This window comes from Streptococcus sp. HMSC072C09 (assembly GCF_001813105.1).
Lineage (GTDB): Bacteria > Bacillota > Bacilli > Lactobacillales > Streptococcaceae > Streptococcus.
Genome location: NZ_KV811488.1, coordinates 12,347 through 37,039 on the forward strand (window position 1 = coordinate 12,347; position 24,693 = coordinate 37,039).

24 protein-coding genes and 2 tRNA genes are annotated in these 24,693 nt (G+C 43.0%); 25 read left to right on the forward strand and 1 reads right to left on the reverse strand.

The features are described from left to right. Nucleotides 1-159 precede the first annotated feature (159 nt). The 17 genes from pyrE to HMPREF2893_RS02510 all read left to right on the forward strand — a co-directional run bounded on the left by pyrE (nucleotide 160) and on the right by HMPREF2893_RS02510 (nucleotide 15,028). Nucleotides 160-792: an orotate phosphoribosyltransferase gene (gene pyrE, locus HMPREF2893_RS02430; RefSeq protein WP_023917983.1), complete on the forward strand. Its 633-nt coding sequence runs from the start codon at nucleotides 160-162 to the stop codon at nucleotides 790-792. 142 nt (nucleotides 793-934) lie between these two features. After that, nucleotides 935-1,534 carry a hypothetical protein gene (locus HMPREF2893_RS02435; RefSeq protein ID WP_049491140.1) on the forward strand — a complete coding sequence of 200 codons (600 nt, stop codon included), beginning with the start codon at nucleotides 935-937 and terminating at the stop codon, nucleotides 1,532-1,534. Nucleotides 1,535-1,589: 55 nt separating this feature from the next. Further along, nucleotides 1,590-2,081: a DUF3592 domain-containing protein gene (locus HMPREF2893_RS02440; RefSeq protein WP_023917987.1), complete on the forward strand. Its 492-nt coding sequence runs from the start codon at nucleotides 1,590-1,592 to the stop codon at nucleotides 2,079-2,081. Between the two features lie 148 nt (nucleotides 2,082-2,229). Beyond that, nucleotides 2,230-3,732, forward strand: a complete 1,503-nt coding sequence (locus HMPREF2893_RS02445; protein ID WP_049491138.1) for a glycosyltransferase family 39 protein — start codon at nucleotides 2,230-2,232, stop codon at nucleotides 3,730-3,732. Between the two features lie 279 nt (nucleotides 3,733-4,011). After that, nucleotides 4,012-4,665 (forward strand): uracil-DNA glycosylase, encoded by a 654-nt coding sequence (locus tag HMPREF2893_RS02450; protein WP_049490676.1) that lies wholly within the window; start codon nucleotides 4,012-4,014, stop codon nucleotides 4,663-4,665. 9 nt (nucleotides 4,666-4,674) lie between these two features. Continuing rightward, nucleotides 4,675-5,139, forward strand: a complete 465-nt coding sequence (locus HMPREF2893_RS02455) for an NUDIX hydrolase (protein ID WP_003003493.1) — start codon at nucleotides 4,675-4,677, stop codon at nucleotides 5,137-5,139. 11 nt (nucleotides 5,140-5,150) lie between these two features. Continuing rightward, nucleotides 5,151-6,419, forward strand: coding sequence for a dihydroorotase (locus HMPREF2893_RS02460; protein WP_070674010.1), 1,269 nt, complete (start codon nucleotides 5,151-5,153; stop codon nucleotides 6,417-6,419). A gap of 14 nt (nucleotides 6,420-6,433) precedes the next feature. Beyond that, nucleotides 6,434-7,276: an SGNH/GDSL hydrolase family protein gene (locus HMPREF2893_RS02465; RefSeq protein ID WP_070674012.1), complete on the forward strand. Its 843-nt coding sequence runs from the start codon at nucleotides 6,434-6,436 to the stop codon at nucleotides 7,274-7,276. Further along, the gene (locus HMPREF2893_RS02470; protein WP_021153114.1) at nucleotides 7,245-7,877 is read left to right on the forward strand and encodes a YpmS family protein; all 633 of its coding nucleotides are present in this window, start codon (nucleotides 7,245-7,247) and stop codon (nucleotides 7,875-7,877) included. Before HMPREF2893_RS02465 ends, HMPREF2893_RS02470 begins: the two co-directional genes overlap by 32 nt. 433 nt (nucleotides 7,878-8,310) lie before the next feature. Then, nucleotides 8,311-9,873: a 2-isopropylmalate synthase gene (locus HMPREF2893_RS02475; RefSeq protein ID WP_070674014.1), complete on the forward strand. Its 1,563-nt coding sequence runs from the start codon at nucleotides 8,311-8,313 to the stop codon at nucleotides 9,871-9,873. 12 nt (nucleotides 9,874-9,885) lie between these two features. Further along, nucleotides 9,886-10,923: a 3-isopropylmalate dehydrogenase gene (gene leuB / locus HMPREF2893_RS02480; protein ID WP_070674016.1), complete on the forward strand. Its 1,038-nt coding sequence runs from the start codon at nucleotides 9,886-9,888 to the stop codon at nucleotides 10,921-10,923. A 1-nt stretch (nucleotide 10,924) separates the two neighbouring features. Continuing rightward, nucleotides 10,925-11,203, forward strand: a complete 279-nt coding sequence (locus HMPREF2893_RS02485) for a DUF1294 domain-containing protein (protein WP_045759385.1) — start codon at nucleotides 10,925-10,927, stop codon at nucleotides 11,201-11,203. 24 nt (nucleotides 11,204-11,227) lie between these two features. Then, on the forward strand, nucleotides 11,228-12,610 hold the full coding sequence (gene leuC / locus HMPREF2893_RS02490) for a 3-isopropylmalate dehydratase large subunit (RefSeq protein WP_070674017.1): 1,383 nt from the start codon (nucleotides 11,228-11,230) through the stop codon (nucleotides 12,608-12,610). A gap of 11 nt (nucleotides 12,611-12,621) precedes the next feature. Then, nucleotides 12,622-13,212: a 3-isopropylmalate dehydratase small subunit gene (leuD, locus tag HMPREF2893_RS02495; RefSeq protein ID WP_045759387.1), complete on the forward strand. Its 591-nt coding sequence runs from the start codon at nucleotides 12,622-12,624 to the stop codon at nucleotides 13,210-13,212. A gap of 98 nt (nucleotides 13,213-13,310) precedes the next feature. Further along, nucleotides 13,311-14,096, forward strand: a complete 786-nt coding sequence (locus HMPREF2893_RS02500) for an L-threonylcarbamoyladenylate synthase (protein WP_003003291.1) — start codon at nucleotides 13,311-13,313, stop codon at nucleotides 14,094-14,096. 99 nt (nucleotides 14,097-14,195) lie between these two features. Further along, complete coding sequence (locus HMPREF2893_RS02505) at nucleotides 14,196-14,561, forward strand: hypothetical protein (RefSeq protein WP_061591361.1); 366 nt, start codon at nucleotides 14,196-14,198, stop codon at nucleotides 14,559-14,561. A 56-nt stretch (nucleotides 14,562-14,617) separates the two neighbouring features. Beyond that, complete coding sequence (locus HMPREF2893_RS02510) at nucleotides 14,618-15,028, forward strand: hypothetical protein (RefSeq protein ID WP_070674018.1); 411 nt, start codon at nucleotides 14,618-14,620, stop codon at nucleotides 15,026-15,028. 57 nt (nucleotides 15,029-15,085) lie between these two features. Here HMPREF2893_RS02510 and plsY read toward each other — a convergent pair whose 3' ends face one another. Beyond that, nucleotides 15,086-15,730 (reverse strand): glycerol-3-phosphate 1-O-acyltransferase PlsY, encoded by a 645-nt coding sequence (plsY, locus tag HMPREF2893_RS02515; RefSeq protein ID WP_070674020.1) that lies wholly within the window; start codon nucleotides 15,728-15,730, stop codon nucleotides 15,086-15,088. Nucleotides 15,731-15,917: 187 nt separating this feature from the next. Between plsY and parE the strand changes: the two genes are divergently transcribed. The 8 genes from parE to rpsA all read left to right on the forward strand — a co-directional run bounded on the left by parE (nucleotide 15,918) and on the right by rpsA (nucleotide 24,653). Continuing rightward, nucleotides 15,918-17,867, forward strand: coding sequence for a DNA topoisomerase IV subunit B (gene parE / locus HMPREF2893_RS02520; RefSeq protein WP_003007156.1), 1,950 nt, complete (start codon nucleotides 15,918-15,920; stop codon nucleotides 17,865-17,867). A 55-nt stretch (nucleotides 17,868-17,922) separates the two neighbouring features. After that, nucleotides 17,923-18,741, forward strand: coding sequence for an aminoglycoside 6-adenylyltransferase (locus HMPREF2893_RS02525; protein ID WP_070674022.1), 819 nt, complete (start codon nucleotides 17,923-17,925; stop codon nucleotides 18,739-18,741). A gap of 172 nt (nucleotides 18,742-18,913) precedes the next feature. After that, nucleotides 18,914-21,367, forward strand: coding sequence for a DNA topoisomerase IV subunit A (parC, locus tag HMPREF2893_RS02530; protein WP_070674025.1), 2,454 nt, complete (start codon nucleotides 18,914-18,916; stop codon nucleotides 21,365-21,367). A gap of 175 nt (nucleotides 21,368-21,542) precedes the next feature. Further along, nucleotides 21,543-22,565, forward strand: a complete 1,023-nt coding sequence (locus HMPREF2893_RS02535; protein WP_003011844.1) for a branched-chain amino acid aminotransferase — start codon at nucleotides 21,543-21,545, stop codon at nucleotides 22,563-22,565. Nucleotides 22,566-22,800: 235 nt separating this feature from the next. Further along, nucleotides 22,801-23,031, forward strand: a complete 231-nt coding sequence (locus HMPREF2893_RS02540) for a DUF2969 domain-containing protein (protein ID WP_003003589.1) — start codon at nucleotides 22,801-22,803, stop codon at nucleotides 23,029-23,031. Between the two features lie 52 nt (nucleotides 23,032-23,083). Next, nucleotides 23,084-23,164: transfer RNA gene (locus HMPREF2893_RS02545), tRNA-Tyr, on the forward strand. Between the two features lie 49 nt (nucleotides 23,165-23,213). Beyond that, a tRNA-Gln gene (locus tag HMPREF2893_RS02550) sits at nucleotides 23,214-23,285 on the forward strand. 168 nt (nucleotides 23,286-23,453) lie between these two features. Then, nucleotides 23,454-24,653: a 30S ribosomal protein S1 gene (rpsA, locus tag HMPREF2893_RS02555; protein ID WP_003011990.1), complete on the forward strand. Its 1,200-nt coding sequence runs from the start codon at nucleotides 23,454-23,456 to the stop codon at nucleotides 24,651-24,653. Nucleotides 24,654-24,693 lie beyond the last annotated feature (40 nt).

Sequence of the window (24,693 nt, forward strand, 5' to 3'; positions counted from 1 at the left end):
ATCGTCGGAACACTAATTGCTACTAAAAGTGAAAATTTTGTAGCTCTACGGGAAGTCCTACTGGACCTTCCCTAACGCGTTCACTAACCTGTAAAGTTGTTGTTTAAATCAATGATTGATTTAATTCGTATATGATTAAAATCGTAAAAAGGAGTCGTCATGTCATTAGCTAAAGATATTGCTAGCCATCTTTTGAAAATCGAAGCGGTTTATTTGAAACCAGAAGAACCGTTCACTTGGGCATCTGGGATCAAGTCCCCAATTTATACCGATAACCGTGTAACCCTCGCTTATCCAGAAACTCGTACCTTGATCGAAAATGGATTTGTAGATAAAATCAAGGAAGCTTTCCCTGAAGTGGAAGTGATTGCAGGTACAGCAACTGCTGGGATTCCTCACGGAGCCATTATTGCGGACAAGATGAATTTGCCATTTGCCTACATTCGTAGCAAACCAAAAGACCACGGTGCTGGAAATCAAATTGAAGGCCGTGTACCACAAGGTCAAAAGATGGTCGTAGTGGAAGATTTGATTTCTACTGGTGGATCTGTCTTGGATGCTGTCGCAGCTGCCAAGCGTGAAGGGGCGGACGTTCTTGGTGTGGTTGCCATCTTCACCTACCAATTGGAGAAAGCCGATAAGAAATTTGCGGAAGCTGGCGTTCAACTTGAAACCTTGTCTAACTACACAGAATTGATTCATTTAGCAGAAGAACAAGGTTACATCACTTCTGAAGGTTTAGAGTTGTTACACCGTTTCAAGGAAAACCAAGAAACTTGGCAAGATAAATAATAGGACGGAAGCGTTTCTAACGCTTCTTTTTTATACTCTTTTCACTAGTTGGTGATTAACTTGAATCTCAAAGTAAAATCCGGTATGATAGTAGTAATTGTTTTTATGGATGAAGGAAAAACTATTTTTAAGGGAGAATAAGATGACAAAAGAACATTATTTGCAAATGAAGAAGGAATTTAAAATTAGATTTACAATTATTATCGTCCTAGGTATAATTGCTAGTGTATTTTATATTCAGATATTGCTTAGCCACTCTCGTGAAGTGCCCTTTTTTATAACCTGTCTTGGAACTCTCACCTTCATCAATCAGTCATTGATTGCACCTTTCTTTTATGAGAAAAAAGCAGCTGAGAAGGAACATCCAGAATGGAAGAATTTATCAACAAAAGGAGTAGAAATTCCTCAGGAAGAAATTCAAAAACGAAATGGGATATCGATCCTATCTTTCATCATTGTAATTGTTGGATTCTTCATGTTATACCGACCAGCTCCAAAAACGGATGTAGGAACTGAGGTAATAAAAACTAATAGCGAGATCCAGTCTGTGCCAGAAAGTTCGACAGAAAAAGAATCTAGCACAGTCTCTAATTTAACCCCGAAAGATGTTCAAACTTTACAAGAATTGAAAGAAGAGATTGAATCCAATGCTCCATCAGATTCAAATTCACTAGATATAAACAAAGCAAAAGATTTTGCAGAAAAAGCGCAGCAACAGAATTGGTTGAAAAGGGGAGAATAAAAATTTTTCAAGGGATTTGAAACCAACTAGTTTATGTGAAAGGGTAAAAAAATCAATGACAGTAACAATATTCTGGCTTAGCTTGGGCATTCTGAGCCTTGTTTTCTTGATCATGCTGCTCATCTTTTACACCTTGTATCGTCGTGAAATAAAAGTGAAAACAGAATCAACCGCAAAAGTTCTGGGAGAAGTAGTTGCTTTTGATTCCAAAAATCAACTGCTTATTTCCCTGCCTGTGGTGGAGTATCAAGTTGGGGGCGAAAGATACCAAAAGACCTTTACCTACGCTTATTTCAGAGAGACTTCTTCTAAGTCAAGACAAACCAATGTTTTCGATAGAACCTATGTTCTTGGAGCCGGCAAAAATCTGGATTTGCGGATGATATTCCCAATCGGGTCTCCTATGACAGTCTTTTATAATCCAGTCGACCCACAGATCGGTTTTGTCGAACGATATGCTGGCTTAGTCGGTTTCTATAAAATCGGAATGATTCTAACGGTTGGAATTTATCTTGTATTATTATGTATTTTAATTCTAGTATTTTAGGTCTGTTAGTTAAGGTTAAGAGTTAAAAATTGCTTCGATAAAATGAGTATGTTTATAAATTACATTTTAGAACAACTTTTCTTTTCACTTTACAGTTGATAGTCAGTCCAAAACAGCAGAAATGCTGTTTTTTTGATATAATGGAGCTATGTTATCGAAAAGTAAACGTATTCTATTTGGGATGCTTCATGTTGTCATGTTGCTAGTGATGGTCCACTGGTTCTTGATCAGTGTGACCTATCTGAGAGAGATTTCATGGCTAGCCATTTTAGGTGCTGGGTTGCTATTTCTGCTAGCCTGGCTGAAACGCGATGGGCTAAAGAGTGCCTTTGCTTGGTTGACTCGGCATAAAAAAGGCTTCTTGCTTGGAGCGGTTGTCTTTCAGTTGATCGTTATGGTCTGTGCGGAGCTCTTGATCCGTCGGGATGCTGCGGTTGTTTTCAAAGGGGCTTTTGATCTTCTTAAGCAATCCTCTATCACCAACTACCTCAGTCGCAATCCCAATAACATTCCGCTCTTTCTTTACGAGAAGTTTTTCTATGTCTTATTTGGCTCTAGCGGTCTGTGGGTCATGCAGGCTCTCAATATCCTCTATGTCAATCTGGGTGCAGTCCTCTTGTACAAGCTGTCCCAGAAGCACTTCAATCAAAAAACGGCTGATCTAGTCTATCTCTTCTATGTGAGCTTGATCTGTTACTCGCCGTATTTCTATTCTATGTACACGGACATTCCGCCTCTTCCATTGATTGCCCTTCAATTATGGTGGGCCTTGGATCTCTTAAAGGAAGATCAAGCAGTCTCCTGGAAGAAGATTGTTGGCTTGGGGATCTTATCTGGCGTATCCATGTTGATCCGTCCAACGACGATTATTGTCATGATTGCCTTTTGGGCTGTGCTCTTTTTCAGAGGAAATTGGAAGGCCTTTGGAAAGATTGCTACGGTGACAGTCATGACGACGGGCTTTGTCTTTGCAGGATTGAATACGGCGGTCAATCATCAAAGAGTTGTACCGATCTTGAAACAAGAAGGGTTGGCTAAAGGACCGCTCTTGTTTATCAATCTGGGCTTGACGGATATGGGGCACAACCAAGAAGATATGAAAGATGGCTTGTTAGCCTATATCGATGAGGATAAGCGCTCGGATTACAATAATGGCCTCTTTAAAAAAGAAAATGTGATCAAAGAAATCAAGCGCCGTCTCAAGGAGTACGGACCGTTCGGTTTGATCGGGCATATCTACTACAAGCAATCCTTGACGGTTGCAGAAGGGACCCTGGGCTGGCTCTACCGAGATGTAGAGTATGAGAAGACGCCTTTTATCAATCCTCTCTATGCACCCCTGACTAAAAATAATGGTCTGGCAAAATGGGTGCGGATCTATTTCCTTAGCATTGATCGCCCGCAGTACAAGTATTATGAATTTGTGAAGCAGGTGATCTGGATCGTCCTATCGGCTGGTTTGGTTGGAGCTTATCTCAAGCGTCGAGATACAGATGACTTTAACTTCCTTTCCTTAGCGGTCTTTGGTGGTTTGCTCTTCTTGACCATCTTTGAAGGTGGGAAGACCCGCTACCTCATCCAATTCTTACCGCAAATTTTACTAGTCGCTTCGATTGGTCTAGCAGGATTTACCAAGAAAGAAAATACCTAAAAGCTCTCGCTTGTTTGACAGGCAGAAACAGAGAGTGGGACAGAAATCGGTAATTCGTTAGAATTCGATTTCGTCGTCCCACCTCTGCACAGTTGAGTAGGGCTGTAAAAGCTGATGAAATCAGCGTAGTAGAGCCCACTCAACCACTGCGTCTTGCTCGACAACCTAAAAATAATTGAGAGGCTAGGACTTTTGTCCCAGTCTCTTTTTTATCCAGTGGATCTGCTTCAAATGTGGTATAATGGAAGGTAAGAATTTATTGGATAGCGGAGAGTTTCCATGCAGCATTCACCCTGGCATGAAGCCATCAAATCCCATCTTCCAGAAGGGTATTTTCACCAGATCAATGACTTTATGAATGAAGTCTATAGCAAAGGAGTGGTTTATCCACCGCGTGACAAGGTCTTTAAGGCCTTGCAGACGACAGAGATGGATCAGGTCAAGGTCTTGATCTTAGGTCAAGATCCCTACCATGGACCGGATCAGGCGCAGGGCTTAAGTTTTTCTGTTCCAGATCATGTACCAGCGCCACCTTCTTTGCAAAATATTCTTAAAGAATTGCGCTCAGATATCGGAGAGAAGCGTTCCCACGATCTGACCTCTTGGGCGGAGCAAGGGGTGCTCTTGCTCAATGCCTGTTTGACGGTTCCAGCTGGTCAGGCTAATGGTCATGCAGGACTAATTTGGGAGCCTTTCACAGATGCTGTGATCAAGGTGGTCAATGAGTTGGAGGAGCCTGTTGTCTTTATCCTCTGGGGATCTTATGCCCGTAAGAAAAAGCCGCTGATTACCCACGATCGACATTTGGTCCTTGAATCAGCTCACCCAAGTCCCTTATCGGCCTACCGAGGATTCTTTGGTTCCCAACCCTTTTCAAAAACCAATCAATTTTTGAAAGAGGCGGGACGCGAGCCGATTGATTGGTTAAGATAGGAGAAAGAAATGCCACAATTAGCAACGATTTGTTACATTGACAATGGGAAAGAATTTCTCATGCTGCATCGCAATAAAAAGCCCAATGATGTCCATGAAGGTAAATGGATCGGAGTTGGTGGAAAACTAGAACGCGGAGAAACTCCACAGGAGTGTGCTGCGCGTGAGATTTTTGAGGAGACGGGCCTTAGAGCCAAGCCAGTCTTAAAAGGGATCATTACCTTTCCGGAGTTCACTCCAGATTTAGACTGGTACACCTATGTCTTCAAGGTAACAGATTTTGAAGGAGAACTAATCGAGTGTAACGAAGGGACCTTGGAGTGGGTGCCTTATGATCAAGTCCTCTCAAAACCAACCTGGGAAGGGGACCACACCTTTGTCGAGTGGTTGTTGGAGGATAAACCCTTCTTTTCAGCAATGTTTCGCTATGACGGCGACCGCTTGTTAGAGTCGCATGTTGATTTTTATGAATAAAGGAGAATGCAATGGTTGTCATTAAAAATGGTCGCGTAATGGATCCCAAAACTGGCTTGGATCAAGTCTGTGATCTTCGCATTGAAGGAAAGAAAATTGTAGAGATCGCTGAAAACCTCCCAACAGATGGACAAGAAGTCCTTGATGCTACTGGTCTGGTGGTAGCTCCTGGTTTGATCGATGTACACGTGCATTTCCGTGAACCCGGTCAAACTCATAAAGAAGACATCCATACGGGTGCCTTAGCCGCAGCTGCTGGTGGTTTTACCCGAGTGGTCATGATGGCCAATACCAATCCGACCATTTCAGATATTGCTACCTTAGAAGAAGTCTTAGCTTCTGCAGCCAAGGAAAATCTTCACATTCATACGGTTGCGACGGTGACTAAGAACTTTGATGGTCAACAGCTGACAGATTTTGAAGGCTTGCTTAAGGCTGGTGCGGTAGGATTTTCAGATGATGGAATTCCGCTTCAAAGCACTAAGGTTGTCCGCCAAGCTTTGGAAGAAGCTAAGCGTCTAGGTACTTTTATTAGTCTGCATGAAGAAGACCCTGAGTTGAATGGCATTCTTGGTTTGAATGAAAATATTGCCAAGGAACACTTTCATGTCTGTGGGGCGACGGGTGTAGCCGAATATTCAATGGCTGCGCGTGATGCCATGATTGCCCATGCGACAGGTGCTCACCTCCATATCCAACACCTCTCCAAGGAAGAAAGTGTCAAGGTGGTGGAATTTGCCCAAGGATTAGGAGCTCATGTGACGGCAGAAGTGGCACCCCAACACTTTTCGAAAACAGAAAGTCTGCTCTTGACTAAAGGAAGCAATGCTAAGATGAATCCACCTCTTCGCTTGGAATCAGACCGTCTAGCAGTGATTGAAGGATTGAAGTCAGGCGTCATCTCTGTGATTGCGACGGACCACGCGCCTCACCATGCGGATGAGAAGAATGTCCCTGATATTACCAAAGCACCATCTGGCATGACTGGGCTTGAAACTTCGCTTTCTCTTGGTTTGACCTACTTGGTGCATGCTGGCCATTTAAGCCTGATGCAATTGCTTGAAAAGATGTCCTATAATCCAGCACGTCTCTATGATTTTGATGCCGGATATATTGCAGTGGATGGACCGGCTGATTTAACCATCTTTGATCCAGAAGCAGATCGTCTGGTATCGGATCATTTCGCTTCAAAAGCTGGCAATTCACCATTTGTGGGTGAAACATTAAAAGGGAAAGTTGCTTATACAATCTGTGATGGACAAGTGATTTTTCAAGGATAAGCGATCGTATTCATATGAATCTCAAAAAAATGATGCAAGGCTTGGTATTCTTTTTAACCAGCCTTCTTGTCTTTGTCTTTCTATTTCGTGCTCTGCTACCAACTGCATCTCCTCGCATGACCAAGCCCAAAACGGTTGCGAAAGAAATCACCTATACTTATGTAGCTCTAGGGGATTCACTGACCGAAGGAGTAGGGGATGGCACCAAGCAAGGGGGCTTCGTGCCCATCCTTGCCCAAAGTCTGTCCAATGAAAATGACGGCCAGTATCAGCCTGTCAACTATGGAGTAGCTGGGAATACAAGTGCTCAGATCTTAGATCGACTCAAGAAGCAAACAGATCTTCAGAAGGATCTCAAAAAGGCGCGTGTCATGACCTTAACGGTTGGGGGAAATGACCTGCGCAAAGTCGTTGTCGATCATCTGAGTGACTTTTCCCTATCGGATATCCAAAAGCCGCTCAAGAATTATACAGCGAACCTCAAAGAAATTATTACAAAGGCCAGAAAGGACAATCCCCATCTTCCTATTTATGTAGTGGGGATCTACAATCCTCTTTACCTGAATTTTCCTGAATTAACTAGTATCCAGACGGCTGTAGATCGTTGGAATGAGACGACAGAAGAAACCATCGCGCAATTTGATCAGGTCTATTTCGTTCCGATCAATGATCTACTCTATAAAGGAATTGATGGAAAAATGGGCGTATCAGAAATCAGTGACGGGAAGACAACCGTTATCAATGATGCCCTGTATGAAGAGGATAGTTTTCACCCCAACAATACGGGCTATGAAAAGATGAAACAAGCAATATTGGAGAAAATCAATGCCACGAAGAAAACTTGGAGTCAAAAATAATCCCAACAAAGAGAAGGTCCCCTTCCTTCAAAAAATCAATATTTGGAAATGGTTGTTTTTAGGCTTGGTCAGCCTTCTCTTAGCCTTCGCTATAGTTGTGCAAGGACGCTTAGCGACGCCAAGAGAAGATGTTAGTCAGCTTCATCAAGCAGTTGGAACCAAAGATGTCAAAGTTGGAACCATGACAACGACTCGAGATCAACTCAATGATACCATCAAATCGCTTCTGAAAAAATATAAGCTGTCCGACTACAAGGTCTATGCGGACAATCAGCAAATCCTATTAGAAGGGCAGTTGAGTCTCTTAGGAAAGGAGTATCCCTTATATATTTACTTTCAACCATCCAAATTGGAAAACGGGAATATTCTCTTGACGGTGAAGGATTTTTCAGTCGGAACCTTTCAAATTCCACAAAAAATGGTTTTGCGACTTTTAAGCAAAAATAAAAATATCCCAGATTTTATCCAGATTTCTCCAAAGGAGTCTACCATTACCATTGTACTACCAAAAATTGACAATGATTTTGGAATTTACGTCAAGGCCAATACCATTGATCTCTATAATGACAAGATCGTTTTTGATTTGTATCAGAAGAAGTAGGGCGAAAGAGGCTATTCAAATTGAATTCACAATCATCTTAAAAAATTTCCTTAGGTTCAATAATTCCGAGTGCTAGAAACAATAGTGTTTCTAGCACTATTCTCATGACGGAAAGTTTCTAAGATGACTTTATCCTCAATCTAACTAGAACTGAAAGCTTTATTTTGTTTCTATTCAAAAAATTCAGAATATTACAGAAAATTCTTGACATTGCTTTTTCCCTATGCTAAAATACTAAACAAGACATTGAACAAAGGAGAAAGTCAAACATGAAAACAGCTAAGTTTATTCAATTTACTTTGTTGTTGAGGTACAAGGGCTAGTGCAGAAGCATTAGTCCTGTTTGGCTTACCAAGCGGGCAAAAACATCTCGCTTGGTTAACCGAGTGAGATGTTTTTCTTTATATCCACTACATAGAAATGAGGAGACCCTATGCGTAAAGTTGAATTTTTAGATACCAGCCTTCGGGACGGTGAACAGACTCCAGGAGTTAATTTCTCTATCAAAGAAAAAATTGCCATTGCTAAACAATTGGAAAAATGGGGTATTTCTGCTATTGAAGCAGGTTTTCCTGCAGCTAGTCCGGATTCCTTCACTGCTGTTCAAGAGATTGCCAAGGTCTTGACCAAGACAGCCGTGACAGGTTTGGCCCGTTCTGTCAAATCAGATATTGACGCTTGTTATGAAGCCTTGAAGGATGCTAAGTATCCGCAAATTCACGTCTTTATCGCAACCAGTCCGATTCACCGGGAGTTTAAACTCAACAAGACAAAGGAAGAAATTCTTGAAGCCATCAAAGAGCACGTTTCTTACGCTCGCTCAAAATTTGAGATTGTTGAATTCTCTCCCGAAGATGCGACCCGGACGGAATTGGATTTCCTCTTGCAAGTCGTACAGACTGCAGTCGATGCTGGTGCCAGCTATATCAACATTCCTGATACAGTCGGTTTTACGACACCAGCAGAGTACGGTGCCATTTTCAAATACTTGATTGACCATGTCAAGACAGACCGCGAGATTATCTATTCCCCTCATTGCCATGATGACCTAGGTATGGCCGTGGCGAATAGCCTCGCTGCTGTTAAAAATGGTGCCCGTCGTGTCGAAGGAACCATTAATGGAATCGGGGAGCGGGCCGGCAATGCGGCGCTTGAAGAAGTAGCAGTTGCTCTCAATATTCGCGAAGACTATTTTCAAGTGGAGAGTCCGATTGTCCTTAATGAAACCATCAACACTTCTGAGTTGGTCTCTCGTTACTCTGGTATTCCAATTCCTAAAAACAAGGCAGTTGTTGGTGGCAATGCCTTCTCACACGAGTCTGGAATCCACCAAGATGGGGTCCTTAAAAATCCTCTTACTTATGAAATCATCACCCCTGAGTTGGTGGGTGTTAAGAGCAACAGCCTTCCGCTTGGAAAATTGTCTGGTCGCCATGCCTTTGTCGAAAAACTGCATGAGTTGGGACTGGAATTTACAGAGGAAGACATCAAGCCATTGTTTGCTAAGTTCAAATCTCTGGCAGACAAGAAACACGAGATCACAGATGCCGATATCCGCGCCCTTGTTGCCGGTACAGCAGTGGAAAATCCAGAAGGATTCCAATTTAACGATCTCCGCTTAACCACCAATGCAGACGAAACGATTACAGCAGCAGTTAGCCTCAGCAATGAAGAAGGGGAAGTGCTTGAGTTCCTTGCCAATGGTCAAGGGTCGGTTGAAGCCATCTTTAATGCGATTGATAAATTCTTCAACCAAACCGTTCGCTTGACCTCTTACAATATCGATGCAGTGACAGATGGGATCGACGCTCAAGCCCGTGTCTTGGTATCGGTGGAAAATGTCGATACAGATACGATCTTCAATGCCTCTGGTTTGGACTTTGACGTATTAAAAGCCTCTGCCATTGCTTATATCAATGCCAATACGCTGGTTCAAAAAGAGAATGCGGGTGAAATGGGACGAACTGTCTCTTACCGGGATCTTCCACAAGCCTAAGAGGAAATGAACATGACAAAGAAAATTGTAACACTTGCAGGAGATGGGATTGGCCCTGAGATCATGGCAGCTGGACTAGAGGTTCTCGCAGCCGTTGCTCCCAAAATTGGCTTTGATTATAGTCTAGAAGACAAACCTTTTGGGGGTGCTGGGATTGATGCCGCTGGCCACCCACTTCCCCAAGATACTCTCGAAGCAGCTAAAGGAGCGGATGCTATTCTTCTCGCAGCCATCGGGAGTCCTGAGTATGACCATGCTCCTGTTCGTCCAGAACAAGGCCTGCTCGCTATTCGCAAGGAATTAAATCTCTTTGCCAATATTCGTCCTGTACGGATTTTTGACGCCTTAAAACATCTGTCTCCTTTGAAACCAGAGCGTATCGAGGGTGTCGACTTTGTAGTCGTGCGTGAATTGACAGGTGGGATTTACTTTGGAGAGCATATCTTGAAAGAAGACACAGCGCGCGATATCAATGATTACAGCGCAGAAGAAATCCGTCGGATTATGCACCAAGCCTTCAAGATTGCGCAAGGACGTGGCAAGAAAGTGACCAGTATCGATAAGCAAAATGTCCTTGCAACGTCTAAATTGTGGCGCCAAGTAGCAGAAGAAGTTGCCAAAGAATTTCCAGATGTGACCTTAGAGCACCAACTTGTAGACAGTGCAGCCATGATCATGATTACCAATCCAGCTCGCTTTGATGTCGTCGTAACAGAGAATTTATTTGGAGATATCTTATCGGACGAATCGAGCGTCCTTCCTGGAACACTTGGCGTGATGCCATCTGCTAGTCATTCTGACCAAGGGCCAAGTATGTACGAGCCAATTCATGGTTCAGCACCTGATATTGCTGGTCAGGGCATTGCCAATCCGATTTCCATGATCCTCTCTGTTTCCATGATGCTCCGAGACAGTTTTGGAGAAACAGCAGGTGCAGAAATGATCGAGGAAGCCGTCAATCAAACCTTGAATCAAGGAATCTTGACGCGAGATCTAGGTGGTCAGGCTTCTACTGCTGAGATGACTGCAGCCATTATTGGGAATCTCTAAGATGACTTGGAGAGATCGCTGTTTAGTTGTTATTGCTATTTGGAATAGTATCGTATTTCTGACCTATGGTTTAGATAAACGAAAAGCTATCCAAAACAGGTGGCGGATTCCTGAAAAGGTCCTGTTACTCGAGAGCTGGGTGCTTGGTGGATTCGGAGCTCTACTAAGTGGATATCTCTTTCACCACAAGGTGCGGAAATGGTATTTTCAAGCCACCTGGTGGGGCAGTAGCCTTCTTTTAGCAGGTGCCCTCTTTCTAATCCTTCAATGGATTTCTTAACAACAAGATAAATGGAGAAAGATGATGAGTGGAAAATCTATCTTTGATAAACTTTGGGACCGCCACGTGATTACAGGAGTGGAAGGGCAACCCCAACTCATGTATGTGGACCAACACTACATCCACGAAGTGACGAGTCCGCAAGCCTTTCAAGGATTACGGGACGCAGGACGCAAGGTCCGACGACCTGATTTAACCTTTGGAACCTTTGATCACAATGTTCCAACGGTCAATATTTTTGATATTAGAGATGTGATTTCAAAAGCCCAGATTGATAAATTAGCTGAGAATGTGGTGGACTTTGGGATTGATCATGCTGCCCATGGTTCTGCTAAGCAAGGAATCGTTCATATGGTGGGCCCTGAAACCGGTCGGACCCAGCCTGGAAAATTTATTGTCTGTGGAGACAGCCATACCGCAACCCACGGAGCCTTTGGTGCCATTGCCTTTGGGATTGGAACCAGTGAAGTGGAGCATGTCTTTGCTACCCAAACCATCTGGCAAGTCAAACCAAAGAAAATGTTGGTTGAATTTACCGGAACCCCACAAAAAGGGATCTATTCAAAGGATTACATCCTAGCTTTGATAGCGCGCTACGGTGTTGCATGTGGAGTTGGCTATGTCGTAGAGTATCGGGGAGAAGCAATTGATCGCTTGACCATGGAAGAACGCATGACCATCTGTAACATGTCGATCGAGTTCGGGTCCAAAATGGGGATCATGAATCCAGATGAGACGACCTTTGACTACCTCCGGGGACGCGAATGTGTGCCAGATGATTTTGAGGCCGCAGTAGCTGATTGGAAGACTATAGTCAGTGATGACGATGCCGTTTATGATAAGGTCATCCGTATGGATGTATCTGATCTTGCTCCGATGGTGACTTGGGGGACCAATCCTTCTATGGGAGTGGACTTCGAGACTCCTTTTCCAGAGATTCGCGACATGAATGATGAACGGGCTTATCATTATATGGATCTCGAACCTGGCCAAAAACCATCAGACATTGAATTAGGCTATATCTTTATCGGTTCTTGTACCAATGCGCGTCTCAGCGATTTGGAGTTGGCAGCCAAGTTTGTGAAAGGCAAAAAAATTGCGCCAAACTTAACTGCTATTGTGGTACCTGGCTCTCGTCCGGTTAAGCAAGCCGCTGAAAAATTAGGCTTAGACAAGATCTTCATGGATGCGGGCTTTGAATGGCGTGATCCAGGATGTTCCATGTGTCTAGGAATGAACCCAGACAAGGTTCCAGATGGGGTCCACTGTGCCTCTACTAGCAACCGGAACTTTGAAGACCGCCAAGGATTTGGGGCTAAAACCCATCTCTGTAACCCAGCAATGGCCGCTGCAGCAGCAATCGCCGGCCGCTTTGTCGATGTGCGCCAAATGCCAGAAGTCGAGTAAAAGGAGGAAGCATGGAGAAATTTACCATTTATACAGGAACTACGGTTCCTTTGATGAACGATAATATTGATACCGACCAAATCCTCCCCAAGCAATTCTTAAAGTTGATTGATAAAAAAGGCTTTGGGAAATACCTCATGTATGCTTGGCGCTATTTGGATGACCAGTATACTGAGGATCCAGATTTTATCTTTAACAAGCCAGAATATCGCAAGGCGACCATTTTGATCACTGGTGACAATTTTGGGGCTGGTTCCTCTCGGGAGCACGCAGCCTGGGCTTTAGCCGATTATGGCTTTAAAGTCGTTATCGCCGGATCCTTCGGAGATATCCATTACAATAATGAGCTCAATAATGGCATGCTACCGATTGTCCAACCGCTAGAGGTTCGTCAAAAATTGGCAAGTTTGAAGCCGACAGATCCAGTGACGGTAGATTTGGAAGAGCAGAAGATCATCTCGCCTGTTGGAGAGTTTCGCTTTGAGATCGATCAAGATTGGAAGCACAAATTGCTCAATGGTTTGGATGATATCGGGATTACGCTTCAGTATGAAGACTTGATCGCAGTTTATGAGAAGAACCGGCCAGCTTACTGGCAATGATAAAATTGTATACCGAATTGCGAATTTTCTGAAAATATATTGAATTTGAGACTATTTTTTGATACAATACTAAAAAGAATAGAAAAGGAAAGAGACTTATGACAAAACACATTCAATGGGACGGACAACTTTCACAAGAAGGATTTGATATTCTTAAAGGAGAGGGTGGCTGTATCGTCTGCCCTACCAAAGTTGGCTACATCATCATGACCAGTGACAAGGCTGGCTTGGAACGTAAATTCGAAGCCAAAGAACGCAACCGCAACAAACCAGGTGTGGTTCTCTGCGGAAGCATGGATGAACTTCGTGCCCTTGCGCAATTGAATCCTGAAATCGAAGCCTTCTACCAAAAACATTGGGATGAAGATATCTTGCTTGGTTGTATCCTTCCGTGGCGTGAAGATGCCTATGCAAAATTGCAAGCTTTTGGAGATGGACGTGAAGAACTCATGACAGACGTTCGTGGAACTTCATGCTTTGTCATCAAATTTGGTAAAGCTGGTGAGCAAATCGCCAAAGAAATGTGGGAAAAAGAAGGCAAAATGGTTTACGCTTCTTCAGCCAACCCTTCCGGTAAAGGAAACCGCGGGAAGGTCGAAGGAATCGGTGAGCGCATCGAAGGTGCCGTGGACTTGGTCATCGAAGCCGATGATTATGTAGCTTCTATCCAACCAGACAAGACCATTGAAACTCGCTATGAACAAGGTGTGATGGTCTCTATGGTTGATGCGGAAGGAAAACTCATCCCAGAACAAGGAGCAGGTAGCCGTTCTGTCAATACTTGTCCAGTCGTCATCCGTAAAGGATTGGATATCGATAAGATTATGATGCACTTATCTGATCATTTCAACTCTTGGAACTACCGCCAAGGGGAATACTATTAAGAAACAGAAAACAGCATTCCATTTGGGATGCTTTTTTTGTGAAAGGATAAAAGGTGGTATAATAGAGTCAAACGATGATCCAATAGAAGGGGAAGTGGTATGGTCTCCAGAAAAGCATTTATCGATAAAGCCAATCAGGAAGGTTTTTCCTTCAACATCCAAATCCCATGGTGGCGGTACAATAACTTCAAGTCATTGGTCTGGAGAAAAAGGCTCTCTGAGGAGCAACTCTATCAGATCTTTCTTTTACTTTGTAGAGAGGTAGAAGACCGGCAAATGCAGGCAGTAGCCGATAAGAGAAAGTATCAGACCGGATTTTATATAGTCGCATGCAATGGTCGCGAATTTCGCTTTGAGTTTGCTTTTAAAAAGAACCAAGAACTAAGAGTTTATAATCTCTTTGAGACCGTCAATGGTCGCAAGAAACTCACCCTGATGGACCTGCTTGATTACATAATGGATTGACGATGTATAGAAACAATAAGGGTTCGCTAAAGATTGATAAAAGAAAGAGTAGTTCTATGATTTCAAGAGATGCATTTTTAGAAAGAATCAATCAGGAGGGATTTTCATTTAGTATTGACATCCCGCGCAGAAGTTTTTCGGATTTTACATCATTAGTTCGGAGAAGAAGAATTTCAGAAGAAGACCTCTATCAGCTGTTTTATAACTATTGTCAAGAACTAGAAAATTGTTTGAAAGAAGCAGGGGAGAAACGACGCTTGCTCTTCAATAAATTTCCAGTTAGCCCCGTTCATGATAAATATAAAACGAAATTTGATACAGTGGCACCCAACGGACGCGAATTCCGCTTTGAGTTTGTCTTTAGCAATGACAATCGTTTAAAAGTTTATCATCTTATCGAAACGGTTAATGGTCGTAGGAAAAAAACACCTATGGAAATACTGATGGACTTAGTCGATGCTTTATAATGAGGATCTGTTCAAAAGTATAAGGGGGATCCAATCAAAAAAACTAGAGGATGTGCTCTAGTTTTTTGGTTGTTGATGGGTGATATTCTTTCCCCAAGGGATGAGATTTTCTTTTTTCTCTTTGATCCGTTGGATATTGTCCTTGTGACGAAGAATGATCAAGGTCGCTAGTGCCAAGACAATGATTGTAAAAAGTGGATCATAGCTGTGCAAGATCCATCCAGTCAAAGGAAGAAGGAGGACCGAAAGAATGGCGAGTAGCGCAACGGTAACACTCGAAAACGAAATCATACTGGTTAAATACAGGCTGGCTACAAAATAAACTGCTAAAATGAGTAGCAGGATAGGCGAGAAACCAAGTAAGACACCAGCACTCGTCGCCACTGCCTTTCCACCCTTAAATCCAGCAAAAATTGGGAAAGTGTGCCCCAAAACGGCTAAGAGACCAAAGACCATCGGCGAGATCCCCTGAATTCCAAAGAAAGTCGGAAGGAGAACGGCCAAAGTTCCTTTCAAGAAATCAATCGTAAAGACAATGACCCCAGCTTTCTTCCCTAAAATCCGAAAGGTATTGGTCGTTCCTGTATTGCCCGAGCCATGTTCCCGTAAATTTATATGGAAAAAGATTTTCCCAATCCATAATCCCGAAGGAATGGAGCCTAACAGATAGGCTAAAATTAAAACACTTATTTCTTTTATCATACTCTCATTATATCAAAAAGCCAACGATAGAAAAAGCAATTTCTGGAGTTCAAGTGTGACATCTGAAGAAAGTGTCCAGCCAGCTTTTTTTACTGAGATATAGAAATCTCCATATAAAGAGAAAAAATTTTGCAAAATTTCCTAAAAAACTGTAATATAGAAAAGATGAACAAACAGGAGGTTCCTTGTGGCAAAAAAGGAAATCAATATTAATAATTATAATGACGATGCCATTCAGGTACTAGAAGGGTTGGATGCAGTCCGTAAACGTCCAGGGATGTATATCGGATCGACCGACGGAAATGGCTTGCATCACATGGTCTGGGAGATCGTGGATAATGCGGTCGATGAAGCCTTGTCTGGCTTTGGCTCACAAATCGATGTAACGATTAATAAAGATGGTTCGCTATCGGTAGAAGACCAGGGACGTGGAATGCCGACCGGGATGCATGCTATGGGTAAACCAACCGTTGAGGTCATCTTTACGGTCCTCCACGCCGGAGGGAAGTTTGGTCAAGGAGGCTATAAGACATCTGGAGGTCTTCACGGAGTGGGATCTTCTGTCGTCAATGCCCTTTCTAGCTGGTTAGAGGTAGAAATTACTCGTGATGGAGCTGTCTACAAGCAACGTTTTGAAGATGGGGGAAAACCAGTTACGACCCTTGAAAAGATTGGCTCTGCTCCCAAGTCTAAGACAGGGACCAAGGTCACCTTCATGCCAGATCCAACCATCTTTTCAACGACGGATTTCAAATTCAATACCATTGCTGAGCGAATCAAAGAATCAGCCTTCTTGCTGAAGGACGTGACGCTGACGCTGACCGATCTCCGTAAGGAAGAAGACAACCATGTGGCCTTTCATTATGAAAATGGTGTCCAAGATTTCGTAGAGTACTTGAACGAAGACAAGGAAACTTTGACACCTGTTCTCTACTTTAGTGGCGAATCAGATGGTTTTCAGGTAGAAGTGGCCATGCAATACAATGATGGCTACTCAGATAATATCTTGTCCTTCGTTAATAATGTTCGCACTAAAGATGGGGGAACCCATGAGACGGGTCTGAAGACAGCCATTACCAAGGCTATGAACGACTATGCAAGAAAGACAGGGCTCCTCAAAGAAAAAGACAAGAATCTGGAAGGATCAGATTACCGTGAAGGTTTGTCTGCGGTTCTTTCAATCTTGGTTCCAGAAGCTCATTTGCAGTTTGAAGGACAAACCAAAGACAAATTAGGAAGTCCCTTGGCTCGTCCAGTAGTCGATAGCATTGTTTCTGATAAATTGACCTTCTTCCTGATGGAAAATGGAGAATTGGCTTCTAATCTCATTCGTAAGGCTATTAAAGCACGGGATGCGCGTGAGGCCGCTCGAAAAGCGCGGGATGAAAGCCGAAATGGCAAGAAGAGCAAAAAAGACAAAGGACTTTTATCTGGTAAATTGACACCAGCCCAGTCTAAAAATCCTAAGAAAAACGAACTCTATCTGGTCGAAGGAGACTCAGCCGGCGGTTCTGCCAAACAAGGACGGGATCGGAAGTTCCAAGCGATTCTTCCACTTCGTGGGAAGGTTCTTAATACTGAGAAGGCCAATATGAGTGATATCCTCAAAAACGAGGAAATCAACACCATGATCTACACCATTGGTGCTGGAGTTGGGGCAGATTTCTCAGTGGAAGATGCTAACTACGATAAGATCATTATCATGACCGATGCGGATACGGATGGAGCCCACATTCAAACCTTGCTCCTAACTTTCTTCTATCGCTATATGCGCCCTTTGGTAGAAGCAGGGCATGTCTACATTGCACTTCCTCCTCTTTATAAGATGTCGAAAGGCAAAGGCAAGAAAGAAGAAGTAGCCTATGCTTGGACAGATAGCGAATTAGAAGAGTTACGTCGGACCTTTGGCCGTGGAGCAACCCTTCAACGTTACAAAGGGTTGGGGGAAATGAATGCGGATCAGCTTTGGGAAACCACCATGAATCCAGAAACTCGTACCTTGATCCGTGTCACCATTGATGATTTAGCGCGTGCAGAACGCCGTGTTTCCGTCCTTATGGGCGATAAGGCTGCACCACGTCGCCAATGGATTGAAGATAACGTTAAGTTTACCTTAGAAGAAAATACGGTATTTTAATTACTTTCTACTATAAATTAAATAAGCTGGGATGTAGAAATGGTAAGGAATCGACATGAGAAATGATACAGAAATGATGAATCTGATTTTGCAAATAGCTGATACTATAGAAGTAGAAGCAATTGCTTTATCCGGATCACGAACGAATCCTCAGGCACCCAAAGACGAGTTCCAAGATTATGATGTGGTCTATATCGTTGATGATCTAGAAGACCTGATTTCAGATTTATCCTGGTTGGATCAGTACGGAAATCGACTCATCGAACAGCACAATGTCCTTGGACACCGTCGTCTGTATCTCATGCTCTTTGAAGATGGAAATCGCATTGATTTGACCCTCTGCCCCAAGGAGTATATCCAAGAGTGGGTGGATAGCGAAGCAAATTTTGAAGTTATAAAAGACGACAAAGGCTTGTTTGAAGCCTATCAGCCTAATTCCAAGCCCTATTGGACCGCTCCGCCTACCGAAGAAGATTTTGCAGCCTCCTGCAATGAATTTTGGTGGGTATCGGCTTATGTCGTCAAGGCCATTCGAAGAAATCAACTCATCTATGCGACCGATCACCTCTATGGCATTTGCCAGCAAGAACTGCTCAAGGTCTTAGCTTTGCAGGTGACAAGCGATAGGGGAGTAGTTGATATCGGAAAGAACTACAAGTACCTCTTCCAGTATCTACCAGCTGAGCAAGAGAAGGAGTTCTCAGCTTTGCTTGATTTATCCAGTTTCGATAAAATCATTCAGTCTTTATTTGCTACCATGGGGCTATTCGATCGAGAAGCTCAAATTCTGGCCCAAAAGATGGGATTTACTTACGATAAGGAAGTGGCTGAGAAGATGATAGCTTATGCTAAAGAGAAACTTTCAAATCATTAATGAATCTATTTTAAACTAAAAAAAGGATCCTTTGGTTACTTGGTGTAACCGAATTCCTTTTTCCTAAAAGACTACTCAACATTCTTTGAAAGGAGTTGAACACGCCCTAAGTGCTGTGTGAAAAAGATAAATTTTCTATTTTCCTTTGCATTTTACGGGCGTTGTACCCTATATGAGTAATATTCAAAATATGTCCCTAGAGGACATCATGGGGGAGCGCTTTGGTCGCTACTCCAAATACATTATTCAAGAACGGGCTCTTCCTGATATTCGGGATGGCTTGAAACCTGTTCAACGGCGGATTCTTTATTCTATGAATAAGGACGGCAATACCCATGACAAGGGCTACCGCAAGTCTGCCAAGTCTGTCGGAAATATCATGGGGAATTTCCACCCTCACGGGGATTATTCTATCTATGATGCCATGGTCCGCATGTCTCAAGACTGGAAGAACCGCGAGATCCTAGTCGAAATGCACGGAAACAATGGTTCCATGGACGGGGATCCGCCAGCGGCCATGCGTTATACCGAGGCGCGTTTGTCAGAAATCGCTGGTTATCTTTTGCAAGATATCGAAAAGAACACAGTGCCATTTGCCTGGAACTTTGACGATACAGAAAAAGAGCCAACTGTTTTGCCGGCAGCTTTTCCAAACCTCTTGGTCAATGGAGCTACAGGGATTTCAGCTGGTTACGCGACAGATATTCCGCCACACAATCTTGCTGAAGTCATCGATGCTGTGGTCTACATGATCGACCATCCATCTGCCAAAGTAGACAAACTCATGGAGTTTTTACCTGGACCTGATTTCCCAACGGGTGCCATTATCCAGGGACGGGATGAAATCAAGAAAGCCTATGAAACAGGTAAGGGACGGGTGGTTGTCCGCTCTAAGACAGAAATCGAGCAACTCAAAGGCGGCAAGCAGCAAATCGTGGTTACCGAAATTCCTTATGAAATCAACAAGGCTGTTTTGGTCAAGAAGATTGACGATGTTCGTGTTAACAACAAGGTTGCCGGTATCGCTGAGGTTCGAGATGAGTCTGACCGAGATGGGCTTCGCATTGCCATTGAGCTCAAAAAAGATGCCAATGCAGACTTGATCTTGAACTACTTGTTCAAGTATACAGACTTGCAGGTCAACTACAACTTCAATATGGTGGCGATTGACAATTATACCCCTCGTCAAGTGGGGATCGTACCGATTCTCTCTAGCTACATTGCTCACCGTCGGGATATCATTGTCGCTCGTTCGCGCTTTGACAAGGAAAAAGCCGAACGACGTCTCCACATCGTAGAGGGCTTGATCCGCGTCATTTCCATCCTCGATGAAGTGATTGCCTTGATCCGTGCTTCTGATAATAAGGCAGATGCTAAAGAAAACCTCAAGGTCAGCTACGATTTCACAGAAGAACAAGCAGAAGCTATTGTCACCTTGCAATTGTACCGCTTGACCAATACGGATATCGTCACCTTGGAAGAAGAGCATGCTAGTCTCAAGGAGCAAATCGCGACCTTGGCAGCCATCATTGGGGATGAACGGACCATGTTTAATCTCATGAAGAAGGAATTGCGTGAAGTCAAGAAGCTTTTTGGTAATCCGCGTCGAAGCGAATTGCAAGACACTGCTAAAACGATCGAGATTGATACAGCCAGTCTTATTGTCGAAGAAGAAACCTTTGTCAGCGTAACCCGTGCTGGATATATCAAACGGACCTCGCCTCGTTCTTTCAATGCCTCAACACTGGAAGAAGTCGGTAAGCGGGACGATGACGAGTTGATTTTCGTAGAGCCTGCTAAGACCACTCAGCATCTCTTGCTCTTTACCAACTTGGGGAATACCATTTATCGACCAATTCACGAATTGACAGATACCAAGTGGAAGGATATCGGAGAGCACCTCAGTCAGACCTTGACCAATTTCGAGCAAGAGGAAGAAATTCTCTTTGCGGAGATTGTGGATCAGTTTGAGGGAGTAACCTACTTTGCAGCAACTCAACAAGGACAAATCAAGCGCTTTGAACGCAAAGAATTGAGCCCATGGCGGACTTATCGTTCTAAATCGACTAAGTATGCTAAGCTCAAAGACCAAGACGACCGTATCGTAGCGGTTGCGCCGGTTGTCCTGGAAGATATCATGATCATTACTAAAAATGGTTACGGGTTGCGCTTCAATATTGAAGAGGTTCCTGTCGTAGGAGCCAAAGCAGCAGGAGTCAAAGCGATTAACCTCAAAGACGGAGATCAAGTTGCTGCCGCCTTTAAGTCGACAACTCCAAGCATGTACATTCTGACTCAACGAGGCAGCCTCAAACGGATGTTACAAGACGATATTCCTGTGACCAGTCGAGCTAAAAGGGGACTACAGGTCTTGCGTGAGTTGAAAAATAAACCACATCGCGTCTTCAAGGCAGGTCCAGTCTTTACTGACCAGGGAGATTTTGATCTCTTTACGAGCCAAGAAGAAGTGGCAGAACAAGATCAAATCCTTCAGATCACTTCTACAACAGGTCAGGTGACAGAAGTTGATTTGACACAATTAAGCATTTCTGAAAGAACAAGCAATGGATCCTTTGTCAACGATACCATTTCGGATCAAGAAGTTTTTTTAGCTACTATCAAATAAAAGAAAGCGTCGGTCCATTCTAGGACTGACTTTCTTTAAAAATAAATTTTCTGAAAATTGAAAATTTCGCTTGAAATTCTCATGAAATGGTGTACAATAGTGTACATAGATTGAGAAACTGAATCGACCTGCATCAGATCGACAAGGAATAGAAAGAATAAAAAGGAGCACTATCATGACAGTATCACTTGATTGGGAAAACCTTGGCTTTTCATATATGAAATTACCCTATCGCTATTTGGCACATTATCGCAATGGAGCTTGGGAAAAAGGAGAATTGACAGAAGATGCGACCTTGCATTTGTCCGAATCTTCTCCAAGTTTGCATTACGGTCAGCAAGCCTTTGAAGGGTTGAAAGCTTACCGTACAAAAGATGGAAGCGTCCAATTGTTCCGTCCAGATCAAAACGCTAAACGTTTGCAACGCACGGCTGATCGGTTGCTGATGCCTCAAGTTCCTACAGATATGTTTGTGGATGCTTGTAAGGCAGTGGTGAAAGCCAATGAAGAGTATGTTCCACCATATGGTACAGGAGCTACCCTTTACCTTCGTCCTCTGTTGATCGGTGTTGGAGATATTATTGGTGTAAAACCTGCAGATGAGTATATCTTTACCATCTTTGCAATGCCTGTCGGTAACTACTTTAAAGGTGGTTTGGTTCCAACGAACTTCTTGATTCAAGATGAGTATGACCGTGCTGCACCAAATGGTACAGGGGCTGCAAAAGTTGGTGGGAACTATGCAGCTAGTATGTTGCCAGGTAAGATTGCGCATGATCGTAACTTCTCTGACGTGATTTACCTTGATCCAGCGACGCACACCAAGATTGAAGAAGTAGGTTCTGCAAACTTTTTTGGTATTACTGCTAGTAACGAATTTGTGACACCATTGAGTCCTTCTATCTTGCCATCGATCACCAAGTACTCTTTGCTTTACCTTGCGGAACACCGTCTTGGTATGACACCAATTGAAGGGGATGTCTTTATCAATGACTTGGATCGCTTTGTAGAAGCAGGAGCTTGTGGTACCGCAGCTGTGATCTCTCCAATCGGAGGTGTTCAACACGGGGATGACTTCCATGTCTTCTATTCTGAAACAGAAGTAGGTCCTGTCACACGGAAGCTTTATGACGAGTTGACCGGTATCCAATTTGGTGATGTCGAAGCGCCAGAAGGATGGATTGTCAAAGTCGATTAAACCGAAAGCGTCTGAGACAAAAGTGTCAAGACTTCAATGAGAACGAGTCTTAACGAAAGAACGCAGTAGCTAATGTGTCTCTTCATTCGCTTTTAGACTCAAAAGAGTGCCGAATGACTCTTGCGGGGGTGGGATAAAGAAGGAATTTCGAACTAAATTCTTTCTGCCCACTCCCTTTTCTCTTGCGTCATCAAGAGAATTTTTGTAAAATAGAAAAAGTGAAAAGAGGGTTGAAATGAGTAAAAAAGATAAGAAAATTGAGATTCAAATCGTTGATAGTAAAGTAACCGTCGGAAAAGACACTTTTGATGGATTCACTTTGTCCATTGGAAAGAAAACGATTGGGGAAATTGCAGACATGGCAGGTCAGTTTGCCATTATCAAAAATGGAAATGTGGATTCTCTTTACAAAAAACTTGAAAAAGCTGTTGAAATTTTAATAGAAAATTATAATTTGAATAAATAAGGGCTTGCAATCAAAATAAATCAATGGTATAATAGATCCTGTTGATTTATATGGAGAGATAGCGAAGAGGCTAAACGCGGCGGACTGTAAATCCGCTCCTTCGGGTTCGGGGGTTCGAATCCCTCTCTCTCCATTAGCGTTCATTTTGACGATGATAAAGTGACTAATGTCAGCGCTCTTTTTGGGGTATAGCCAAGCGGTAAGGCAAGGGACTTTGACTCCCTCATGCGTTGGTTCGAATCCAGCTACCCCAGTTCTAGGTAATATCAGATAAGGTGGTAAAATATCTACTCAGGTATTTTATTTCTTTATATGAAGAAGTCGTTGTAGATCATTTTGATTTCGTTGCGAGTGCTTGCTTAGGAAAAATAATTATAAGTATGTCAAGTTTTAGAAAACTTGATTGTTGGAGGATTTTTTAGATGAATGAATTTGAAGATTTGCTAAACAGTGTTAGCCAAGTTGAACCAGGTGACGTTGTTACTGCTGAAGTATTGACAGTTGACGCGAACCAAGCTAACGTTGCAATCTCTGGAACTGGTGTCGAAGGTGTTTTGACTCTTCGCGAATTGACAAACGATCGTGATGCTGACATCAATGACTTGGTAAAACCAGGTGAAACACTTGAATTGCTTGTTCTTCGTCAAGTAGTTGGTAAAGATACTGATACAGTAACTTACCTTGTATCTAAAAAACGTTTGGAAGCTCGCAAAGCATGGGACAAATTGGTCGGACGTGAAGAAGAAGTTGTTACTGTTAAAGGAACTCGCGCTGTTAAAGGCGGACTTTCAGTAGAATTTGAAGGACTTCGTGGATTTATTCCAGCTTCAATGCTTGATACTCGTTTTGTACGTAACACTGAACGTTTCGTAGGTCAAGAATTTGATGCTAAAATTAAAGAAGTAGATCCAAAAGAAAACCGCTTTATCCTTTCACGTCGTGAAGTTGTTGAAGCTGAATCAGCTGCAGCACGCGCAGAAGTATTTGGTAAATTGAACGTTGGTGATGTTGTAACTGGTAAAGTTGCACGTATCACAAGCTTCGGTGCTTTCATCGACCTTGGTGGTGTTGATGGATTGGTTCACTTGACAGAATTGTCACACGAACGCAACGTATCACCTAAATCAGTTGTAACTGTTGGTGAAGAAATCCAAGTGAAAGTTCTTGACTTGAACGAAGAAGAAGGTCGTGTATCACTTTCATTGAAAGCTACAACACCTGGACCTTGGGATGGCGTTGAACAAAAATTGGCTGCTGGTGATGTTATCGAAGGAACTGTTAAACGTTTGACTGACTTCGGTGCATTCGTTGAAGTATTGCCAGGTATCGACGGACTTGTACACATCTCACAAATTTCACACAAACGTGTTGAAAATCCAAAAGATGTTCTTAAAGTTGGACAAGAAGTAACTGTTAAAGTTCTTGAAGTAAATGCTGCTGATGAGCGTGTATCACTTTCTATCAAAGCTCTTGAAGAACGTCCAGCTCAAGAAGAAGGCGAAAAACAAGAAAAACGTCAATCTCGCCCACGTCGTCCAAAACAAGAAAAACGTGACTTTGATCTTCCAGAAACTCAAACTGGATTCTCAATGGCTGACTTGTTTGGCGATATCGAATTGTAATATGCAAAAAGCTTACCTGTGGGTAAGCTTTTTTTACTTG

Coding starts and splice junctions, on each gene's coding strand:
- HMPREF2893_RS02455 (WP_003003493.1), top strand. CDS start 4,675: ATGCCACAATTAGCAACGATTTGTTACATTGACAATGGGAAAGAATTT.
- HMPREF2893_RS02450 (WP_049490676.1), top strand. CDS start 4,012: ATGCAGCATTCACCCTGGCATGAAGCCATCAAATCCCATCTTCCAGAA.
- HMPREF2893_RS02485 (WP_045759385.1), top strand. CDS start 10,925: ATGACTTGGAGAGATCGCTGTTTAGTTGTTATTGCTATTTGGAATAGT.
- HMPREF2893_RS02470 (WP_021153114.1), top strand. CDS start 7,245: ATGCCACGAAGAAAACTTGGAGTCAAAAATAATCCCAACAAAGAGAAG.
- leuD (WP_045759387.1), top strand. CDS start 12,622: ATGGAGAAATTTACCATTTATACAGGAACTACGGTTCCTTTGATGAAC.
- leuC (WP_070674017.1), top strand. CDS start 11,228: ATGAGTGGAAAATCTATCTTTGATAAACTTTGGGACCGCCACGTGATT.
- HMPREF2893_RS02445 (WP_049491138.1), top strand. CDS start 2,230: ATGTTATCGAAAAGTAAACGTATTCTATTTGGGATGCTTCATGTTGTC.
- parC (WP_070674025.1), top strand. CDS start 18,914: ATGAGTAATATTCAAAATATGTCCCTAGAGGACATCATGGGGGAGCGC.
- HMPREF2893_RS02440 (WP_023917987.1), top strand. CDS start 1,590: ATGACAGTAACAATATTCTGGCTTAGCTTGGGCATTCTGAGCCTTGTT.
- HMPREF2893_RS02510 (WP_070674018.1), top strand. CDS start 14,618: ATGATTTCAAGAGATGCATTTTTAGAAAGAATCAATCAGGAGGGATTT.
- HMPREF2893_RS02525 (WP_070674022.1), top strand. CDS start 17,923: ATGAGAAATGATACAGAAATGATGAATCTGATTTTGCAAATAGCTGAT.
- plsY (WP_070674020.1), bottom strand. CDS start 15,730: ATGATAAAAGAAATAAGTGTTTTAATTTTAGCCTATCTGTTAGGCTCC.
- HMPREF2893_RS02535 (WP_003011844.1), top strand. CDS start 21,543: ATGACAGTATCACTTGATTGGGAAAACCTTGGCTTTTCATATATGAAA.
- leuB (WP_070674016.1), top strand. CDS start 9,886: ATGACAAAGAAAATTGTAACACTTGCAGGAGATGGGATTGGCCCTGAG.
- HMPREF2893_RS02460 (WP_070674010.1), top strand. CDS start 5,151: ATGGTTGTCATTAAAAATGGTCGCGTAATGGATCCCAAAACTGGCTTG.
- HMPREF2893_RS02475 (WP_070674014.1), top strand. CDS start 8,311: ATGCGTAAAGTTGAATTTTTAGATACCAGCCTTCGGGACGGTGAACAG.
- HMPREF2893_RS02505 (WP_061591361.1), top strand. CDS start 14,196: ATGGTCTCCAGAAAAGCATTTATCGATAAAGCCAATCAGGAAGGTTTT.
- HMPREF2893_RS02465 (WP_070674012.1), top strand. CDS start 6,434: ATGAATCTCAAAAAAATGATGCAAGGCTTGGTATTCTTTTTAACCAGC.
- pyrE (WP_023917983.1), top strand. CDS start 160: ATGTCATTAGCTAAAGATATTGCTAGCCATCTTTTGAAAATCGAAGCG.
- HMPREF2893_RS02435 (WP_049491140.1), top strand. CDS start 935: ATGACAAAAGAACATTATTTGCAAATGAAGAAGGAATTTAAAATTAGA.
- HMPREF2893_RS02540 (WP_003003589.1), top strand. CDS start 22,801: ATGAGTAAAAAAGATAAGAAAATTGAGATTCAAATCGTTGATAGTAAA.
- HMPREF2893_RS02500 (WP_003003291.1), top strand. CDS start 13,311: ATGACAAAACACATTCAATGGGACGGACAACTTTCACAAGAAGGATTT.
- rpsA (WP_003011990.1), top strand. CDS start 23,454: ATGAATGAATTTGAAGATTTGCTAAACAGTGTTAGCCAAGTTGAACCA.